This is a genomic window from Acidobacterium capsulatum ATCC 51196 (assembly GCF_000022565.1).
Lineage (GTDB): Bacteria > Acidobacteriota > Terriglobia > Terriglobales > Acidobacteriaceae > Acidobacterium > Acidobacterium capsulatum.
On the sequence record NC_012483.1, the window covers coordinates 1 to 17,419 of the forward strand.

At 58.9% G+C, this 17,419-nt stretch carries 15 protein-coding genes and 1 pseudogene; 2 read left to right on the top strand and 14 right to left on the bottom strand.

What is annotated here, in order from left to right:
* Positions 1 to 116: 116 nt before the first annotated feature.
* From ACP_RS17945 to ACP_RS00045, 9 genes are all read right to left on the bottom strand, one after another.
* On the bottom strand, positions 117 to 764 hold the full coding sequence (locus ACP_RS17945; protein ID WP_012680412.1) for a LutC/YkgG family protein: 648 nt from the start codon (positions 762 to 764) through the stop codon (positions 117 to 119).
* On the bottom strand, positions 751 to 2,181 hold the full coding sequence (locus ACP_RS00010; RefSeq protein WP_012680413.1) for a LutB/LldF family L-lactate oxidation iron-sulfur protein: 1,431 nt from the start codon (positions 2,179 to 2,181) through the stop codon (positions 751 to 753). Before ACP_RS00010 ends, ACP_RS17945 begins: the two co-directional genes overlap by 14 nt.
* Positions 2,178 to 2,921, bottom strand: a complete 744-nt coding sequence (locus ACP_RS00015; RefSeq protein WP_012680414.1) for a (Fe-S)-binding protein — start codon at positions 2,919 to 2,921, stop codon at positions 2,178 to 2,180. The genes ACP_RS00010 and ACP_RS00015 overlap by 4 nt, the downstream gene beginning before the upstream one ends.
* 255 nt (positions 2,922 to 3,176) lie before the next feature.
* On the bottom strand, positions 3,177 to 3,704 hold the full coding sequence (locus tag ACP_RS00020) for a hypothetical protein (protein ID WP_041839113.1): 528 nt from the start codon (positions 3,702 to 3,704) through the stop codon (positions 3,177 to 3,179).
* Positions 3,705 to 3,709: 5 nt separating this feature from the next.
* A complete protein-coding gene (locus tag ACP_RS00025; protein ID WP_012680416.1) occupies positions 3,710 to 4,477 on the bottom strand; it encodes a hypothetical protein in 768 nt (255 codons plus the stop codon).
* Between the two features lie 37 nt (positions 4,478 to 4,514).
* The gene (locus ACP_RS00030; protein ID WP_012680417.1) at positions 4,515 to 4,694 is read right to left on the bottom strand and encodes a hypothetical protein; all 180 of its coding nucleotides are present in this window, start codon (positions 4,692 to 4,694) and stop codon (positions 4,515 to 4,517) included.
* 69 nt (positions 4,695 to 4,763) lie between these two features.
* Positions 4,764 to 4,943 carry a hypothetical protein gene (locus ACP_RS00035; protein ID WP_012680418.1) on the bottom strand — a complete coding sequence of 60 codons (180 nt, stop codon included), beginning with the start codon at positions 4,941 to 4,943 and terminating at the stop codon, positions 4,764 to 4,766.
* 65 nt (positions 4,944 to 5,008) lie between these two features.
* Positions 5,009 to 5,188 (bottom strand): hypothetical protein, encoded by a 180-nt coding sequence (locus ACP_RS00040; RefSeq protein ID WP_012680419.1) that lies wholly within the window; start codon positions 5,186 to 5,188, stop codon positions 5,009 to 5,011.
* Positions 5,189 to 5,694: 506 nt separating this feature from the next.
* Positions 5,695 to 7,161 (bottom strand): glycoside hydrolase family 125 protein, encoded by a 1,467-nt coding sequence (locus tag ACP_RS00045; protein WP_052294621.1) that lies wholly within the window; start codon positions 7,159 to 7,161, stop codon positions 5,695 to 5,697.
* 104 nt (positions 7,162 to 7,265) lie between these two features.
* Between ACP_RS00045 and ACP_RS18755 the strand changes: the two are divergent.
* Together ACP_RS18755 and ACP_RS00050 are read left to right on the top strand one after the other, a co-directional pair.
* Positions 7,266 to 7,385, top strand: a pseudogene (locus tag ACP_RS18755) (twin-arginine translocation signal domain-containing protein); the annotation flags it as partial.
* A gap of 42 nt (positions 7,386 to 7,427) precedes the next feature.
* Positions 7,428 to 9,761 (top strand): GH92 family glycosyl hydrolase, encoded by a 2,334-nt coding sequence (locus ACP_RS00050; protein ID WP_052294622.1) that lies wholly within the window; start codon positions 7,428 to 7,430, stop codon positions 9,759 to 9,761.
* 98 nt (positions 9,762 to 9,859) lie between these two features.
* On the opposite strand, the gene ACP_RS00055 is transcribed toward ACP_RS00050, so the two are convergent.
* The 5 genes from ACP_RS00055 to ACP_RS00075 all read right to left on the bottom strand — a co-directional run bounded on the left by ACP_RS00055 (position 9,860) and on the right by ACP_RS00075 (position 17,338).
* Entirely contained in the window at positions 9,860 to 11,992 is a 2,133-nt protein-coding gene (locus tag ACP_RS00055) for an FUSC family protein (RefSeq protein WP_012680422.1), read from the bottom strand.
* Between the two features lie 2 nt (positions 11,993 to 11,994).
* Complete coding sequence (locus ACP_RS00060) at positions 11,995 to 13,236, bottom strand: efflux RND transporter periplasmic adaptor subunit (protein ID WP_012680423.1); 1,242 nt, start codon at positions 13,234 to 13,236, stop codon at positions 11,995 to 11,997.
* Positions 13,237 to 13,248: 12 nt separating this feature from the next.
* Positions 13,249 to 13,539 carry a YtcA family lipoprotein gene (locus ACP_RS00065; protein WP_012680424.1) on the bottom strand — a complete coding sequence of 97 codons (291 nt, stop codon included), beginning with the start codon at positions 13,537 to 13,539 and terminating at the stop codon, positions 13,249 to 13,251.
* A 6-nt stretch (positions 13,540 to 13,545) separates the two neighbouring features.
* Positions 13,546 to 14,988 (bottom strand): TolC family protein, encoded by a 1,443-nt coding sequence (locus ACP_RS00070; RefSeq protein WP_012680425.1) that lies wholly within the window; start codon positions 14,986 to 14,988, stop codon positions 13,546 to 13,548.
* Positions 14,989 to 15,184: 196 nt separating this feature from the next.
* Positions 15,185 to 17,338, bottom strand: a complete 2,154-nt coding sequence (locus ACP_RS00075) for a carbohydrate binding domain-containing protein (RefSeq protein ID WP_238525596.1) — start codon at positions 17,336 to 17,338, stop codon at positions 15,185 to 15,187.
* Positions 17,339 to 17,419: the final 81 nt, after the last annotated feature.

Genomic DNA, 17,419 nt, shown 5'->3' on the forward strand with positions numbered 1-17,419 from the left:
GTCCCATGGAATCAATAGCTTACAGGACGTTAATGTGTGTTTTTTTAGCGCGCTCAGACCTCTCCGCAAGCACTCACTCCAGGCCTGAAATGCCCTGCTACTCAAGCACCGCCCCGCTACTCCAGCACTAAAGTCACATACAGTTGCCGGGGCCCATGCACGCCGCGAATGCGGGTCATCTCAATATCGGCCGTGGCTGACGGACCGGAAATCAGCGTCAGGGGCTCGGTGGCAGCATCCGCCAGCCGTGCAAAGGCTTCCGGAACCGTCTCCACCACTTGCGAGGCCCGCACCACGCAAAGATGCCGGTCAGGAATCAGCGACGTGCGCCGCCGTCCTTCCCCCGCGCCGTGCCGCAGCACCAGCGTGCCCGTCACCGCAATGCCCACGGAGCAAGCCGTCACCACGCCCGCGCAGCGGTCCAGCTCGTCCACGCCTGCCTCGCTCTCGGGCATAACCGCCGGGCTCCTGGCCAGCCACTCGGCAGGGAAGCCATCGGCCACCACCCAGGGCAGCGCCGCCTCGTCCGCCTCCCGCAGCACTCCGGCAATAGTCGAAGCCACATCACCCGCCTTCACACTCATTACCTGCGCGTCATACTCGCGCAGCCGCTCCAGAAATAGATCCAGCCGCTCTGGCAGCGTCAAAGTCCCGGCTCTTCGGTAGTTGGCTGGGCTGTCTTCCGGTTCGTAACGGTCATCGTTACCTTTCACCGCGCTTTGAATGCGCGCCAGAATCTCCGCGCGCGCTTCACTCTGCGTCACGATGCGTCTCCTTCCACCACTGCCGAAACGACTGCTTCGGAATCGCTTGTAGATCGCGCGCCGCCGTCCATGCCGACAGCTCCCCCGGCAGCCGGTGAATCCAGCCATCCTTCACCAGCGGAGCCTGCGCCATCTGCGCCAGCCGCTGCGCCGCCTCCAGTCTTCGGTGGCTGCGAAACACAGCGGCCACGGCCTTCATGCCCAGCGTTTCCGGCTTCAGCGCGCTCTGCTGCTCCCGCACCACCCGGCCGCGCAGGTGTATCAGCACCTCCGGGATATTGATCTTCACGGGGCACACTTCATAGCACGCGCCACACAGCGATGAGGCGTAGGGCAGCGACTGCGCGTGCTCCATGTTCTGAAGCTGCGGCGTCAGGATCGCGCCAATCGGCCCGCCATAGGTGGACCCATAAGCATGTCCGCCCGTCTGCCGGTAGACCGGGCATGCATTCAAGCACGCGCCGCATCGAATGCACTGCAGCGTCTGCCGCGCTTCCTCATCCGCCAGAATCCCCGTGCGCCCATTGTCGATCAGCACCACGTGAAAGTTCTTGGGACCGTCTCCGTCATGCACGCCCGTCCAGATCGAGTTGTACGGGTTCATCCGCTCGCCCGTGGCCGAGCGCGGCAGCAGTTGCAGAAAGACCTCGAGATCCTGAAAGCGGGGAATCACCTTTTCCACGCCCACCATCAGAATCAGCGTCTCCGGCAGAGTCAGGCACATGCGCCCATTGCCTTCTGATTCCACGATGCAGACGCCGCCCGTCTCGGCAATCAGAAAGTTCGCGCCGCCAATAGCCGTCTTTACCCGCAGAAACTTCTCGCGCAGATACTGCCGCGCCGCCTCCGTCAAATCCTGCGGACTCGCGCCCAGATCAGGCCGCTGCATCTTGTCCCGGAAAATCTCGCGCACCTGGTTGCGATTCTTGTGCAGCGCCGGAACCACGATGTGCGATGGCCGGTCCTCGCCTAATTGCACAATCAACTCGGCGAGGTCGGTCTCATGCGGATGAATGCCGGCCTGCTCCAGCGCGCGGTTCAGCCCGGTTTCATCCGCCGTCATCGTCTTGATCTTCAGCACTTCCTGAGCATTCTGCTGCCGCACCAGCTCCAGCACAATGCGATTGGCTTCTTCCGCATCGCGAGCCCAGTGCACATGGCCTCCTGCGGCGAGGCAGGCCGCCTCAAACTGCTCCAGATACTCATCCAGATGCCGCAACGTCTTCCGCTTGATCGCCGCCGCTGCCTCGCGCAAAGCCTGCCAGTCCGGCAACTCGCCGGCAACCATGTCGCGCTTGTGCTGAATCACCTCGGTCGCATGCCTTACGTTCTTCCGCAACTGCACGTCTTTGAGCAGCGGCAGCGCCGCTTTCTGAAAGGAAGGAGCCTCGGCCGAATCGCCCACACGAATCGTCATCGCACGGTCTCCTCTTCTGTGGAAGCAAGAATCTCCGCGAGATGTACGGTGCGAATCCCCACCTTCCGCTGATGTAGCCCGCCATAAATGTGCATCAGGCAGGAGTTGTCCACCGCCGCGCACACCTCCGCGCCCGTGTTCTCCACGTCGCGCATCTTCTCGGCCAGCATCTCTGCGGAAACATCGCCATTCTTCACCGCGAACGTGCCGCCAAATCCGCAGCAACGGTCGGCATTGGGCAGCTCCACCAGATCGATGCTGCGCACCTTGCGCAGCAGACGCAGCGGCAGATCGCCGAGTTGCAGACTGCGCAGAGAATGGCAGCTCGCATGGTAGGTCACACGATGCGGATAGTAAGCGCCGACGTCTTCCACTCCCAGCTTGTGGACGAGCAGCTCGCTGAACTCGAACACGCGTGGCAGCAGCGCATTCACCGCGCCTACAAGTCTCGCGTCTCCTGTCGAAGCCGCCATCTTGGGGTAGTGATCCCGAATCATTGCCACGCAGGAAGAAGAGGGAATGCACACCGCCTCCGCATCCTGAAAGATCTCAACAAATCGCTGCATCAGCGGCATGGCCTCGCGCTGATAGCCGGTGTTGTAATGCATTTGGCCGCAGCAGGTCTGCTCGCGGGGAAACTCCACCGTATGCCCCAACCTCTCCAACAGCCGGACCAGACTCCTGCCTGTCTCCGGAAAGAGCAAGTCGTTGTAGCAGGTAATAAAGAGTGAGACGCGCAAAAGCCAATTCTCCCAACGTGGCAGTTAAGGTGTGGCAGACCCGGCCGGAGTTCTTCCTTCATTCAGACGAGGAAGAAAGTGCAGCAATTTCATGCAGAGCCTGCCTCGCTGCTCTGGAACCTGATGCGTGACAACAACCCCGGCTTCCTTTGAGTGTAGCTCCTGGCGCATTTTGGATTGGGCACGGCTCTTGGATTATCGGGCAGCATAAAAGGCACCCTGTAGGGTGCCTTTTATGCTCAATCTGTTTGCGAATTACAGGGCCGCGGCCAGAGCCGGGTAGCGCACATACTGGCAGGTTTCATAGAGGGCCAGCAGTCGCTGCGTCATCAAATAATAAGAAGCTGCCGCCTGCTGCATGTGGAAGGGAACTCGCGGTGAGGCCTTCTTCAGCAGCATGTGCAACTGAATCATGAAGACCGCCCGCTTCACGATCATGGAATCCTGACGAATGCGCTCCGCGATGATGACCGCCTCTTCAAAATTCCAGCGCTGCACATAGGCCGCCAGGTTCACGAGCAGGTCTGCATTCTTGCGCATTCTCTTCAGACCTTCACGCCCTCCCAGCAATTGCCAGATATCGTCTGGCTCTAGCCGAAGCTCGCGGTTCTGGGGGTTCAGATGGTCTTGCGCGACCATGGCGAGGCCTTTTTCATGCATGGGCTGAATGCGGGAGACAATGTCTTCCCACTTCGTCGAGCGTAGCTTGTACTGCTGGAACTGGATGTACATCATCCAGACCAGACCGGAACCGCCTACCAGAAGGATGGGGAGTATCCACATGGCGTCTAAGGCTTCCTCAAGTTAGAAAGAATCTCTGCATCACTTTCCAACCTGCGCTGCATGTTGGAAAGGTAGATCTGCATGTCAGGAGACAGCTTACGTTCCGCCGGCTCGTTCAACCAGAACATTGCAACCCAATATACAGTAACTGCCTGCGTACTGAAAATTCTTATTTGGTCTAATACGATCCCGTGGTAATCCGGTCCGTGATAGGCCGACGCCAGTTCTTCAGCAAAGCCGATGGCTGCCCACAGGGCCCATCCTGTGGTGATGGCCATGACATGATTTCTCCAAACCAGCCCCAGCCGGGTGGAGGAGAAGCCCATGGCCACAAATAATTCCAGTGTTATCAGGGAAGAGAAAAGCCTTCCTCGTTCAATCCATGTTCCGAGAAAGCTGGATTCTGCCGGATGAGCGAGCCATGCCAGTCCCGCTGCGAGGACAATACCTGCGACCCCAAACACCAGAAACGAGCGCAAAGCGCTTCTGACCCAGGTTCCCGTCGGCCTTAGAACGTTGCGACAAATCTCGTAAATCACCCCTATCTGCAGCAGCAGGTCAATGATTTCTGCTAACCAGTAGGTGTAGTAGTACTCTCTCAGCGATCCCAAGACCGCGAAGAGTACCACATTCTTCAGTACCAGAAAGGCTATCCAGATCGTAAATATGGGAAAGGCTCGAAATCTCTTGCGCAGAAGCAGCACAAGCAGCAGGGCGGCCTGCTCGGTAAAGCCAGCCGCCCACAAAACTCGTGCTGCTAAGGAGAGGTGCATGACACCCCTATCGTATCGTCAGAATGCCCTTAAGTCTTTAGATTCCAAGGCTGCCGATGACCGCGTTGATGACCACGCCAACGATCGAGCTGTGGGGCGGCAGGTTAACCGGAGGCATGGGTTCGCTGCCAAAGATGCCTGCATGGGCGGGGGTAGCGATGGCGACAGCGCCCATGGCGACCAGGGCGAGAACGGCGGTGCGAGCAATCTTCTTCATGCGAAATCTCCTTTTAATGGCGCGCCATGCGCAGCCGATGAAACTGTTTGGATGGATCAGAGCCGTACTCTAGAGGCCTACCGTGCTGAAAAAAGCGGTGACAATCACGCTGACCACTGTGCTGTGAGGCGGCAGGTTAACCGGAGGCATGGGTTCGCTGCCAAAAATGCCGGCGTGGGCAGGGGTGGCAATAGCGACAGCGCCCATGGCGACCAGGGCGAGAACGGCGGTGCGAGCAATCTTCTTCATGAGAAATCTCCTTCAATGTGGCGCAGGGCGCGCGGATTTAATTCTGGGTATCAATCTCTTCCGGTCTAGAGACCGAGGGTTCCGATGACGGCGTTGATGACCACGCTGACCACGGTGCTGTGAGGCGGCAGGTTAACCGGAGGCATGGGTTCGCTGCCAAAGATGCCTGCATGGGCGGGGGTAGCGATGGCGACAGCGCCCATGGCGACCAGGGCGAGAACGGCGGTGCGAGCAATCTTCTTCATGAGAAATCTCCTTCAGTGAAATCTTCGATAAGGGGGAGTCAGCGAGTCTGTGATCAAGCTTCCTGGCAGCCAGAGTTCTGTCACTCTCTGAGCAATGGAGAAAGCATCATCCGGAGTGCCTGGCCATCCGGCCGGGCATTTTTGCTGGGCGTATAAGGAAACTTGCGGAGGGAATGTCGAGCGGCGGAAACGGCACAAGGCCATCCGGCCCGGGTAGAAGCGGGAAGAGCCGACCGAGGAGGGATATATGTCTTCACGGGTCCTGACTCCGAACCGTTAAAAATGACGATAGGGAAAGCCTAAGCTGTTAAGAAGCTGAAAAACAACCGAATTTAGATCAAATAAGCGCATTTTCAAAAAAAAAGCAATCCCCGAAGGGCGCTAAACAAAAAGAACTTACCAAGGTAACTCTCATCCTTCGATAAACGCCATATCTTCGGCGCCATCCCAGCCTCAACCCGGAATGCACTGCGGATGCGCCCCGTGTCGTTTTTCCAGCGGATATCCTAAGCCTGCTGCAGCAACGACGGCTTTTCATGAGCCAGTTTGAGCACTAGCTCGCCAAAGAGAGTGTTTGCCCAGGCAAACCATGGCCGCGTGTACTGCGACGGATCGCTCGCGTCAAAGGACTCATGCATATAGCCGGTTCCTCCGGTGGTGTTCCGCAGCCATCGCAGGCAGGCAACGATCTCCTCGTCATGAGTTGACGTCAAAGCTCGAATCAGCAGGCTCATCGGCCAGATAGCATTTCGGCCTGTGTGCGGGCTGCCGATGCCCTGGGCTGCGGAGCCCTCAAAGTACCAGGGGTTGGCGGTACTGAGCACAAACCGCCGGGTGTTTTGGTAAAGAGGGTCGTTCGAGTCGCAGCACCCCAGATAGGGCAGGCTCAGCAGACTGGGAACATTCGCATCATCCATGCATAACGTATTGCCGTAACCATCCACTTCATATGCCCAGATGCGGCCATGCTCCGGATGCTGCACCGTGCCATATTGCCGCAACGCGGCACGAACGGTTTCGAGCAGACTCTCACATTGTTCGGCGATGCCCGGTGCTCCCGCAGCCTTTGCTGCCAGCTCTTGCAACTGCTCAAGAGCGCGCACCGCAAATAGGTTGGCCGGGACGAAAAGGGGATAAACGCAGGAATCATCCGACGGCCGGAACATCGAATAAATCATGCCGACGGGCCGCGCCACATTGCCGTAGCCGTTCAGCGCCAATGTGTCATAGGGATTAGTGGTGAGCCGTCCGAAGGAATAGGGTCCCTGGCCCTGCAGGCGCTGCTGCTGCTTGAAGGTGGTGAGAATGCTTTGCGCGGCCTGTCTCCATTCCGCATCGAAGGGGCTTGTGTCGCCCGTGGCTTGCCAGTATCCATGAGCCAATCGCACCGTGTAACAGAGCGAGTCGATCTCCCATTTGCGCTCGGCGACGCCCGGCTTCATCGTGGTGCGGTCGTGCAGCGACCAACTCAGCGGCGGATCGGTGGTGGAACGCATGAATGCGTTCGCATACGGATCGATGAGGATCATGCGTGTCTGCCGCCGCACCACGCCTTCGAGCAGGCGTGCCAGACCTGCGTCCTGCCGGGCAAAAGGCAGGTAGGGATGCACCTGCGCGGAGGAGTCGCGCAGCCACATGGCGTCGATGTCGCCGGTGATGACAAATGTATCCGGCTTGCCGTTGACGCTCCCCGGAAAAACCGTGGTGTCGAGCGTATTCGGGAAACAGCGCTCAAACATTCTGCCCAGCACCGGATCGGCGATGAGAGCTTTCACCCGTTGGATGGCCGCTTCAATGGCCGGGCTCTGGAATTTGCGTTCTCCCACCGGGGGACGCCCCTGATCCATCTTCCATGTGGCAGCCTTGTATTGTGCCAGAGGGAAGGCGGCCAGAGCCGAAGCTGCCATGCCTCCTCGCAGCAGGTCGCGGCGTGTGATGGGAGTGGGAGCGAGGCTGGAGGAATCGTTTTTCATCTCGGTAATCCTTGGGTGGGTAGTTCTTTTGACCATTCCCGATATGTTGGCGTTACCATAATAAGCGATCGGGGCGGTCGCGACTGTTTCGACCCGAACAAGAGATGGTGAATCCTCGCCTTGTCCGGAAATTCTGTCATGAGGTACACGGAGTGAAGCAGCGCGCGATACAGCGGCGAGATTTTTTGAAAGCATGTGCAGCGGCTGCGGCCGCTTCGGCAATTCCGGCCTATGGATTGCGGTGGAATTCTGCGCATGCGCTATTGATGCCGGCCACCAAAGCCGCAGGCGAGATGCAGGATGTGCTGCCGATGATCGGCACCGGATGGCACGGGCATATGTTCCCAGGTGCGGTGATGCCCTTCGGCATGGTGCAGCTCAGCCCTGACACCAGCGGAATGCCCGAGCCGAAGTGGAACGGGAAATGGGACATCACAGGCTGGGATCATTGCTCCGGATATCACTACACCGACAACGTCGTGCAGGGCTTCAGCCATACGCACCTGCAGGGCACCGGCGCCAGCGATCTGGGAGATGTGCTCCTCATGCCGATGGTCAAAGGCCGCAACTGGAGCTGGAACTCCGGCACTCCGGCGCAGCAGGCGGAGGCGCAGATCGAGGCTCTGGGTGAAAACTCAGGCTGGGTCATGAATGCGGGCGAGCGGGGCTACTGGTCCTTCTTCTCCCATGACGAGGAAGAAGCCCGCCCAGGCTATTACCGGGTGCATTTGAAGACTCCCGATGTGCGAGCAGAGTTGACCGCAACCACTCGCTGCGGTATGCATCGCTATCACTATCCTGCAACCGGTGTGCACGGCCTCATGCTCGATCTGGTGCACGGCATCGGCTGCGAGGTTTATGCGGCGGAATTGCATGTGGAGAGCACGACCCGCGTCCGTGGCGTACGCTCCACGCATGGATGGGCCGCCGACAAGCAGGTCTATTTTGTAGCCGAGTTTTCGCGGCCCTTTGCCTCGGTGGAAGTCCGGGTGGACGGCAAAGAGCAGTCACTCCAGGCGGGCGATCATGTCGCCGGAAAGCAGGTTCAGGCCATCTTTACGCAGGCTGACAGCGCAGATGCGCTGGTGGTTCGCGTTGGCATCTCGGCCACGAGCATGGAAGGCGCCGCGAAGAATCTTGCGGCAGAGATTCCGCATTTTGACTTTGACCGCCAGCGCGGAGAAGCCGGGAAAGCCTGGAACGATGCGCTGCAGGTGTTGCAGGCCGATTGCCCCACGCCCGCGATGCAGCAGACCTTTGACACCGCGATGTATCACGGCCTCGTCGCACCAGCGACCTTCAATGATGTGGATGGCGCGTATCGCGGACAGGACCACAAGAACTATCCCAACCCTGGATTCACGAAGTACACCACACTTTCGATCTGGGATATCTATCGCGGCGAATTCCCCTTCATCATGCTCATGCAGCCTCACCGCGTGCGTGACATCATTGAGACGCTGCTCGCCGACTATCGCCAGCTCAATCAGAATTCCTTGCCCGTGTGGCCCCTGTGGGGCAATGAGACTTGGTGCATGACAGGCTTCCATGTGGTGGGCATGATTGTGGGTGCGTATGCGCGAGGCTTTCGTGACTTCGACGTGGACGCAGCGTACGCCGCGATGCGAGACACGGCGCTCGTCGGGGCCAAAGCGAATGGCAACTTTGAGCTGCAGCAGCAATTCCGCAAGCTGGGTTACGTTGCCTCTGGCGGACGCAACCAGTCCGTGTCGCGCACCCTCGATTTTTCCTATGACTATTGGTGCGTCGGGGCGATGGCCGAACTGCTCGGCAAAAAAGACGACGCCGCAATGTTTTACAAACTGGGGCAGAATTACCGGAACATCTTTGATCCGGCCAGCGGTTTCATGCGGGGCAAAACCGAAGAGGGCGCATGGCATGAGCCCTTCCGGCCTGATGAAGAGTACTGGCAGGACTACACCGAGTCCGATGCCTGGCAGGCGACCTTCAACGTCATGCAGGATGTGCAGGGACTCATCGGTCTCTATGGCGGAAACGACGCGTTCATCGCCAAGCTGGATGCGCTCTTCGCCGCGCCATCGAACATTCTCAATTCGCCACCGGACATCAGCGGCATGGTCGGCCAGGATGCCCAGGGCAATGAGCCCAGCAATCACATCCCGTACCTCTACTCGTTTGCCGGGGCTCCCTGGAAGACGCAGGAGCGCGTGCGGCAGGTGGCCGCGCTTTACAACAACACACCGGCGGGTGTGCCCGGCAATGATGATTGCGGCCAGATCTCCAGTTGGTTTGCCTTTGCGGCGATGGGCTTTTATCCAGTGAATGCGGTCACCGGTGTTTACGTCATCGGCAGTCCGATGGTGGAGCGCGCTGTGTTGCGCAATCCTAAGAGTGGAACGACCTTCACTGTCGTGACTGAGAACAACTCGGAACGGAACCTCTACATCCAGAGCGCCGAGTGGAATGGAAAGCCTCTCACCCGTTGCTGGATCACGCATGAGCAGATTCTTGCCGGTGGGGAACTGCGCTTCCGTATGGGCAGCCAGCCCAACAAGCGTTGGGGCTCCGCGCCCGAGGATCGTCCTCCGTCGGGGCTTGTGCATACAAAGCAGATGTAAACCAAGCAAGAAGGCCCTGGGGTGGTTTCGTCCCAGGGCCTTTTCACGCGTAGAGGCGGGGCTGCCAGAGCACTGGGAACGGCCAGAAAAGCGAGTTGCTACTCAACGGCGTAGAGCGAAGCGGAAGATATATCGCTCCATAACCGGTCGAGAATGCGCGCCAGTTCGGTGGCCAGCGAGAGAATGCCGCGCTGCATCTCTTCCTGATTGCCATGCTGCAGCCACTGCGGCCACTCGGGGCAGTCGGGCTGTGGCAGCAGTGGTGCGTCCGGCGAATCATCGGTCTGCTTTTGCAATGATTCTGCCATGATGGCGAGCCGCTGCGAGCAAAGACGGTCAAATGCTTCCAGGTCGCGCAGAGTTTCGTCTGTCAACGTCTCGGCCACGGCGAACGCCGTATATTGCAACAGTGCCAGTTCTAAAATATAGAATCCGCGCAGCATGGCCTGCCAGCGCCGAATGCGGTCTCGGGCAGCCATGTGCTGATTGCGGCGCGGGCCAATCTCAAAGGGAACGGCATCGGCCTGCGCATTCACCGCGCCAAAGTTATCGAAGATGCGGGCGCGCAAGCGCCTCACGCGGGTGATCGCCTTTGCGTCGTGGCCAGGAAGTGTGAACTCGCTCAACTGGCCGAGCAGGCTCAGGTTTCGAGTGAAAGTCTCCACCATCTGGTTGACTGCGGATTTTGGATGGAGTCGCTCGAAGACGAGCCACATCATGAAAATTCCAAGCAGCACACCCAGCGCGCGATTTCGTGCGATCGACAGTGAAAGCTGAATGCGGAAATCATTCACATTGATCAGGTAAAACGCAAGCGCAATCTGCAGTCCGCAGTATGAGAGCCGGGTGCTTGAGGTTCCTACCCAGGCGGCAAACGCAGTCACGGCGGCAAAGAACAGCGCGAATCCCGTGATGCCATTCAGCCACGGCAGCACCACAATCTGGGCCCCCATGCCAAAGATGAATCCGCCGATCACCGCGCCTGCCACCAGCAGCAATTGCTTTTGCCGCGATGCGCCTACATTCGAGAGCGCCGTCAGGGCGCAGGTGGTCACTGAGGTGGCCAGGCCCGGCCAGTCCAGCGCCATATAAGTGATGTAGCAGAGCATGCCGGCGAGGCATCCGCTCAAGGCATAGCGCAGGTGGTCGGGATTCTGAAAAGCGTCGCGAATGAAAATATGAAAACCCTGGTCGATGTTTTCAGTGAACGCTTCAAACGCCTCCAACTCGGCCGATCCTTCGAGAACTCGCGGGATGAGCGAAAACATTTCTTCCAGTTCGCGCAACATCGGCATGGTTTGCCCCGTAGAGACGCGCGCCAGCGCGGGAGGAACACATTTGGACGCCAGGCAGTTTTGAATTGCGGCAAGATGCTCGGCCAGCTTGAGCGCAACCTGTTGATCGGGAAGCGAAAGCACCGGATCGGTATGCGTCATCGCCGCCGCAAAATCGAGCGAGCGTCCCGTCAGGGAGACAATGGCATTCATCTGCGCGCGATAAAGGCGCGTGTAGTTTGACCGCATGACAGATCTGCGCAGACTACTCACGCCCACCATTGCGTTCTGTGTCAGGCGGCGCTCCAGTTCGCGCGGGCGATCTTTGCATTCCGCATAGCAGCGCAGAACATCTTCGATGGTCTTCAATCTGCGATTCAGGCCATCCACCAACTCATCCTGCTTATGAAAGGTGTGAAAGACCACCTCAACCGCAATCGTGACCGCCGCGCCAATGGTCGGCGCGAGCACTGCCCAGAGAGTGTTTTCTACATTGGCATTGGCCGGACCCGGCAGATACCAGATGGCCAGCGCCGAGCTGCCGATCAGCGCAATACCGCTCGTAATCGTGTAGTTTTCGAGCGTTCTGATCAGAAAGAAGATCAGAAAGATGCTGATGCCTTCCCATAAGAAATGGGTAAGCGGAATCGAGCCGAACATATGTCCGCCCAAAGGTACGAACACTGCGCACAAGCCGAAAGCAATGATCAGGTAAAAGGCGGATCTGGCGGAGGAAACCAGGTTTTCCCGGGAGATCAGAAATGCATACAGCGGGCCGGTCGCGGCGCCCGGGATACGAAACGTCATGATCAGGATCATGGTGATCGTCGCCGAGATCACCATGCGCGCAACCAGCATGCCGCGGCCCGGATAAGGGGCCAGTTCGCTGCGCAGAAAATCAGCAAACCATGCGGCAAATCCGCGTGTATCGGTCCGTCCCGCGGTCGCAGTGGTCATGACTATTTCTTGAAGTCCCGCAGCAGGGGCCTGCTGCCGTGAACCACCACAACAGCAGATTCCCCAAGCCGGAAATCCTGCTGAGGGCCGTTCAGAATGCGAATGCGAACCGGGAAGCGCGAAGCCAGATGCACCCAGTTCAACGTGCGCTGCACATCGGGCAAGCCCTGCGTCAACTTGCCGACAATGTCGGCGTCGGGTGTCACGCCATATCCCACGCTGTCCACTACACCGTGCAGCCGCAGGTCAGGCCGCGAAAGAATGTAGACATCGGCGCGCATGCCGGGACGGATATGCGCCAGCTGCGTCTCGCGGAAGTTCGCCACGACCCACCAGACGCGCGTATCAATCAGGGTAAAGATCTGTTGCCCTGCGTGAGCGTATTCTCCCTGTGAGATCGTCAGGTTGGTCACGCGCCCGTCAAAAGGGGCATAGATTTTGCAGTTTTCCAGGTTGTATTCAGCGGTTTCAATCGCAGACGTCGCACCGCTGCGTTGCGCCAGCAAGGGATCAAGCGTCAGAACCGCGTGCGCAGCCTGCTTGACCTGTGCCTGGCTCTGCTGCAACAAAGCCTGCGCCTGCTGCTGCTGCGCCATGGACGAAGCCAGCTGCGCGGCGGCGAGTGCCTGTTGTGCCTGCGCTTCGTTGTAGGCTTGCTGGCGAGTCGCTTCCAATGTCCGCGCCTGATCTACCTGATCGACTGTTACATATTGCTTGGCCAGCAGCGGCTCAATGCGATGCAGGTTGTGCGTGGCGTAGGCAAGCTCTGCCTTGGTGCGGGCCAGGGCTGCTTTGGCGTCTGCGACCTGGGCGCGCGCCTCCTGTACGGCCGCATCCGCGCGGGTCAGGCTGGCCTGGGCGCTCTTGACGCCTGCCTGGCTCACGCTCACCGCGCTGCTTTGAGAGGCGATGGTGCGGCCCTCATCGAGAATCTTTCCCTCGAGCGCGGCCTGATCTGATCTCGCCAGCTTCAGCGCATAGGCATAGGGCCGTTCGTCAATGTCGAGCAGCAACTGGCCTTGCTTCACATATTCGTTATCCACCACGTTCAACTGCATGATGGGGCCATTCACAATGGGCGCCATGCCGATGAAGTTCGCGAAGACCTCGGCGTCGTCTGTGCGCGGATTTTCGATGATCTGGCGCGCCACCAGAGCGCCGGTAATCAATGCGCCTGCGATGGAGACGACGCTGATCATTCGTCCCATCTGCCGCCGTGTCTTATCCGATAGATTCGAGAGCATCTGCCTCATTCCTCAACTGAACAGCAACAGCCACAATGTGAAGGCCAGGAACGCCGCCATGCACGGGTACGCAAGAATGGAAGGCTTGACTTCGCTTTCCAAGTGCAGTCGTTGCAAGCCCCAGTAAGCCAGTCCGGTCAGGCTGATGCCGGCGGTGATGCACAAGAGCCACGCAGGAAAATACGACCCGAGAATATTAAAGTTCGGTGCATGGCTGCATCCGGCTACAGGGATCAATGCTGCGCCTGCCGTCAGCACAGCAGCAGCGCGGTGTGTGAATCGTGAGCGCTTATGAATTCTCATTTGCATCTACGGTCCTGTCTTTCCCGGCGAAGCGGCGATAAGGTCTCCGGTCTGGAATGCAAGATTTGCGGTCTGCAACAGGAGCTGTGCTCTCGCTGTCACATCCTCGGCTCGTGCCTGTGCCAGAGCCTTTTGCGAGGCGATCACATCCAGAATATTGCGGACTCCGTAGTTGTAGGAGTCACGTGTCGCCTCGTAAGACTGTTCGGCTGAAGTCACCAGCGCTCCTGCCGCCTGGCGCTGGCGCAGGGCCGTCTCTACATTGGTATGCGCCGTCCAGACCTGATTTGCAATGTCATCCTGCAGCGTATCAATCTGTGCCTGAGCGGCGGCCTTTTGGGCGAGCGCCTCTGCGACCTGGTGCTCGCGGCGGCCACCGTCAAATAATGTCCACTTCAATTCCAGGCTTGCGTCCCAGGTTTCGCCGCTCGCATAGCCGGGGACCAGTTGATCCTGCGCGCCATACTGCCGGTCGAGTCCGCCGTTTCCGCTGAAGTTCAGCGTAGGGAAGTAGGACGACCGCTGCTGGCGAATCACTGCATTCGCTGACTTCACCTTTGCGATCAATGCTTCGAGGTCAGGCCGCTGCTTCAGCGCACGCTGCGTCTCTGCCTTCACTGTTCCGGCTAGCTGTGCGGGGAGTTCTAATGCGCCAATCGGCTGCACCTGAAAGTCCGTATCGGGAGGCAGTTCCAACACGGTCGCCAAATTGCCGTGCGCAATCTGTTCTTCTCCGGTCGCGGACTGCAAATCATACTCCGCCTGTGCGGTGGCCGCCTGCGCCTCCAGCAGGTCCGGTTTGGTCGCGAGGCCATGGTTCAGGCGATCCTGCACATCGCCTTCCACGGCCTGCGCATTGCGCAGACTCACTTCGGCTGCTTGCAGCAATCCTTGAGCATTGAGCAAACGGTAATAAGCCGACATCACCTGAAAGATGATGCGGCGGTGCGTGTCATTGAAGCTTAGATTCGCTGCCAGCAGATTCCACTTCGCCGCTTGAATGGCTCCGCTGCGGCCACCAAAGTCGAGCACCAGGTACTCGGCATGCAGCTCAGGCGAGAAGCTTCCGTACGTCTGGCGGTAAAAGGCTGAATTCAGCAGTACGCGAACGCGCGATGTATTGGCTACGGCTAATGCCGCCAGCGTGGGGTACCACTCGGAGCGTGCGATACCAAGCTGTGCGGCGCGCGCCTTTGCCTGCTGCCATGCAAGCCGCGTTGCAGGATTATGCTGCTCGGCGAGATCGATCAGCTCTGCCAGCGTATAGGCTGATTGGCTGGAAACGGCATAACCCATCATGGGCGCGGCGGGCAGCCTGGTGTTCAGCTTTAACTTCTTTTGCGGCTGCCAGATTTGCCCCGGAGCGGCGGGTGCTTTTTGGGCGATGCCGTTCCCGGTTGCAAGTCCCAGAACAACAGCCGCAGCTACAAATGGAGAGAAGAACTTCATGGCGTGAAAGAGTTGGAGAAGCCTTCTTCATTGTGCATGAGGCATAGGCAGGGAGCAATGCTTTGTCCTGGCAGATCAACGGCTGAGGCCTGATCTGCATGCAGGCTTTATCGCCGAGAGCCCGGCGAACTGCATTGCCCCCAAGAAAAACAGGCTGCCCTCGATCCTGCGAGAGCAGCCTGTTTCTTGTGTGACGTTATTCCGCGCTTTGCGTGACCGGGAACTGGTAGATACCCACGCTGATAGGCGCAACCGTGATGCTATTTGTTGCACGGCCCAGAGCGACCTTCCGGATGGAAACCTGCGGGGCCTGTCCCACGCGATCGGCAGCCTGCAGATCTTTGCCTGTGAGCTGCCAGAGTGTGGTGGGCCCGTCGACGCGGGTTCCCGTCACATTGAGGTGGAATGTTTCTGCCTTGTCGGTCGCGTTGACCACGGCCACATTCAAAAACTTGTGGTCGGGTGTGAGCGCCGCAAACATATCGAGCGGATAGGTCGGGCTTCCCGAGTTCGTCTTCGGCTGATCTCCACCTACCGGATATTGCGGTGCCGGCTGAGGAGAATTGCCGTTGAGCGCTACAGGAATGGAACCGGGAACAAAGTGATCGCCATAGAGCTTGAACATCAGCCCCGTGGTGTTGAATGTAGCGGCGGTGGGCGTGTAGTCCATGGTGGAAACGCCCATCGTATGCGCGGACATTCTCAGGAAGTCCGTGTGGCGCAACATCTCGTTGAAGATCATGCCGTAGGCCAGCGCCAGCTTCAGGTTTGCTCCATGAGTGAAGCTTCCGCCAAAGTAGGCGTACTCATCAATCGAAAGGAAGATGTGCTTCTTGACGAGTTGAGGAAAGCGCTGTTCGTAGCGATCCCACTCCTGCGCCTTCAGGTGAACAATGTTTGCAGGATAGCGGGCATACTGCAGCGTGGTCTGGTTTACCTTGACGAAGCCGTCGTCGGTGGGCGCGTCGAGCGGAAGATGCTTGGCCTTCTGAACATCAAACCGATGACCGCCCTGCGCATACCAGTGTTGCGTGATGCCGGAGAAGTTGCCCCAGCAATGCTCAATCTCTCCGCCGGTCCAGTCCACGGGAGTTCCCTCGACCGCGCGCATGTTGTCTACGTCCTTGGCGCGCATTTCGCCCTTCAGGTCCATGGGGTCAGGCATGTTGCCCGAGGCCAGCAGAATGATGGAAGGATCGGCCTTGCGCATGGCCGCGGCGAAGAAGTTGTGCTTGAGCACGTAATATTTCAGGTCGGTGCGGCCAAGCTGCCAGGTGCCATACGGTTCGTTGCCGATGTCCCAGTACTTCACGCCGTAGGGCGCTGGATGTCCGTCTTTGGCGCGCAGCGCTCCCATGGGCGAGCTTACCGGGCCGTTCATGTATTCGACCTCCTGCGCGGCTGAGTGTGCATCCTCGAATCCTGCGTTGACGGTGATGTACGGTTCCACCCCAATCAGCTTGCAGAGCGTCATGAACTCATCCATGCCCACGTCGTTGGGCTGCATCGCATTCCAGGCATAGTCAAAGGTGGGTGGCCGCTTGTCTCTCGGACCAATGCCGACATACCAGCTCCAGTCAGAGAGGAAGTTGCCCCCCGGCAGTCTCCAGAACCCGGAGTGCAACTGGCGCAGCAGCGCGATCGTGTCGGGGCGGAAGCCATCCACGTTGTCCGCCGGCATCATCGAGACGGTGCCCACATGGAAATTCCCACTGCCGGTGCCCGTAATCTCAAAGCTCGCCTGGTTTGTGTCCGCTTCTGCCGTGAAGGAAAACGGGAATTTCTGATAAGTGCCGCTCAGAGAGGAAAACGCGAAGGTCTTCTCATTGCCGGCGCCAGCAACCACGGAAACTTTTACGCGGCTTCCCGGCGTGCCTTTCAGCCAGATATGGCCTACGTAACGCTTGCCCTTCACGAGCGAGATTCCCGTTTGCTCAATGCCGTGCGGAGTCGCGCCGTCCAGCGCGATGCGGGGGCTATGGTCGCCAACAAACGGATCATTCGTATCCATCACCACATTGTTTTCCGGCCCCACGGGCCGCCACTTCCTGAGTCCGCGGCCAAAGCCGCCCTGACGGGCATGCGCAGGTGCGGCTGCCTTCTCCGCCGTGATGGGGAAGTAGAACTTGCGGTCATCGAGCATCTCTGCCCACAGGCTTCGATAAACCAGAGGGCCGATGTGCTCAATGAACATGCCGAACTGATACTTCGAAGTCGGTACGCCGGTTTGTTGCGCGTTGATGTCCACCACAATGTTCTTCTGTGGCGCTGCCGTGCTGGTTTGTGCCTGTGCGGCAAAGCATGGCAGCCCTATCAGGGCACACGCCATCAGTGCATGTCGAATTTTCATCGAACCCACCCGCTCTTTCTTTTCGATTGCTTTGAAATCTTCAGAAAATTGGCGTCCCGCCATTGCGGGAAACGTTTGCCA

What these genes read in the sequence shown, in the direction of transcription:
- ACP_RS00040 (WP_012680419.1), bottom strand. Translation starts at nt 5,188, where the DNA reads ATGAAGAAGATTGCTCGCACCGCCGTTCTCGCCCTGGTCGCCATGGGC.
- ACP_RS00050 (WP_052294622.1), top strand. Translation starts at nt 7,428, where the DNA reads ATGCCGGCCACCAAAGCCGCAGGCGAGATGCAGGATGTGCTGCCGATG.
- ACP_RS00030 (WP_012680417.1), bottom strand. Translation starts at nt 4,694, where the DNA reads ATGAAGAAGATTGCTCGCACCGCCGTTCTCGCCCTGGTCGCCATGGGC.
- ACP_RS00060 (WP_012680423.1), bottom strand. Translation starts at nt 13,236, where the DNA reads ATGCTCTCGAATCTATCGGATAAGACACGGCGGCAGATGGGACGAATG.
- ACP_RS00070 (WP_012680425.1), bottom strand. Translation starts at nt 14,988, where the DNA reads ATGAAGTTCTTCTCTCCATTTGTAGCTGCGGCTGTTGTTCTGGGACTT.
- ACP_RS00035 (WP_012680418.1), bottom strand. Translation starts at nt 4,943, where the DNA reads ATGAAGAAGATTGCTCGCACCGCCGTTCTCGCCCTGGTCGCCATGGGC.
- ACP_RS00065 (WP_012680424.1), bottom strand. Translation starts at nt 13,539, where the DNA reads ATGAGAATTCATAAGCGCTCACGATTCACACACCGCGCTGCTGCTGTG.
- ACP_RS00010 (WP_012680413.1), bottom strand. Translation starts at nt 2,181, where the DNA reads ATGACGATTCGTGTGGGCGATTCGGCCGAGGCTCCTTCCTTTCAGAAA.
- ACP_RS00075 (WP_238525596.1), bottom strand. Translation starts at nt 17,338, where the DNA reads ATGAAAATTCGACATGCACTGATGGCGTGTGCCCTGATAGGGCTGCCA.
- ACP_RS00045 (WP_052294621.1), bottom strand. Translation starts at nt 7,161, where the DNA reads ATGAAAAACGATTCCTCCAGCCTCGCTCCCACTCCCATCACACGCCGC.
- ACP_RS00025 (WP_012680416.1), bottom strand. Translation starts at nt 4,477, where the DNA reads ATGCACCTCTCCTTAGCAGCACGAGTTTTGTGGGCGGCTGGCTTTACC.
- ACP_RS00020 (WP_041839113.1), bottom strand. Translation starts at nt 3,704, where the DNA reads ATGTGGATACTCCCCATCCTTCTGGTAGGCGGTTCCGGTCTGGTCTGG.
- ACP_RS00055 (WP_012680422.1), bottom strand. Translation starts at nt 11,992, where the DNA reads ATGACCACTGCGACCGCGGGACGGACCGATACACGCGGATTTGCCGCA.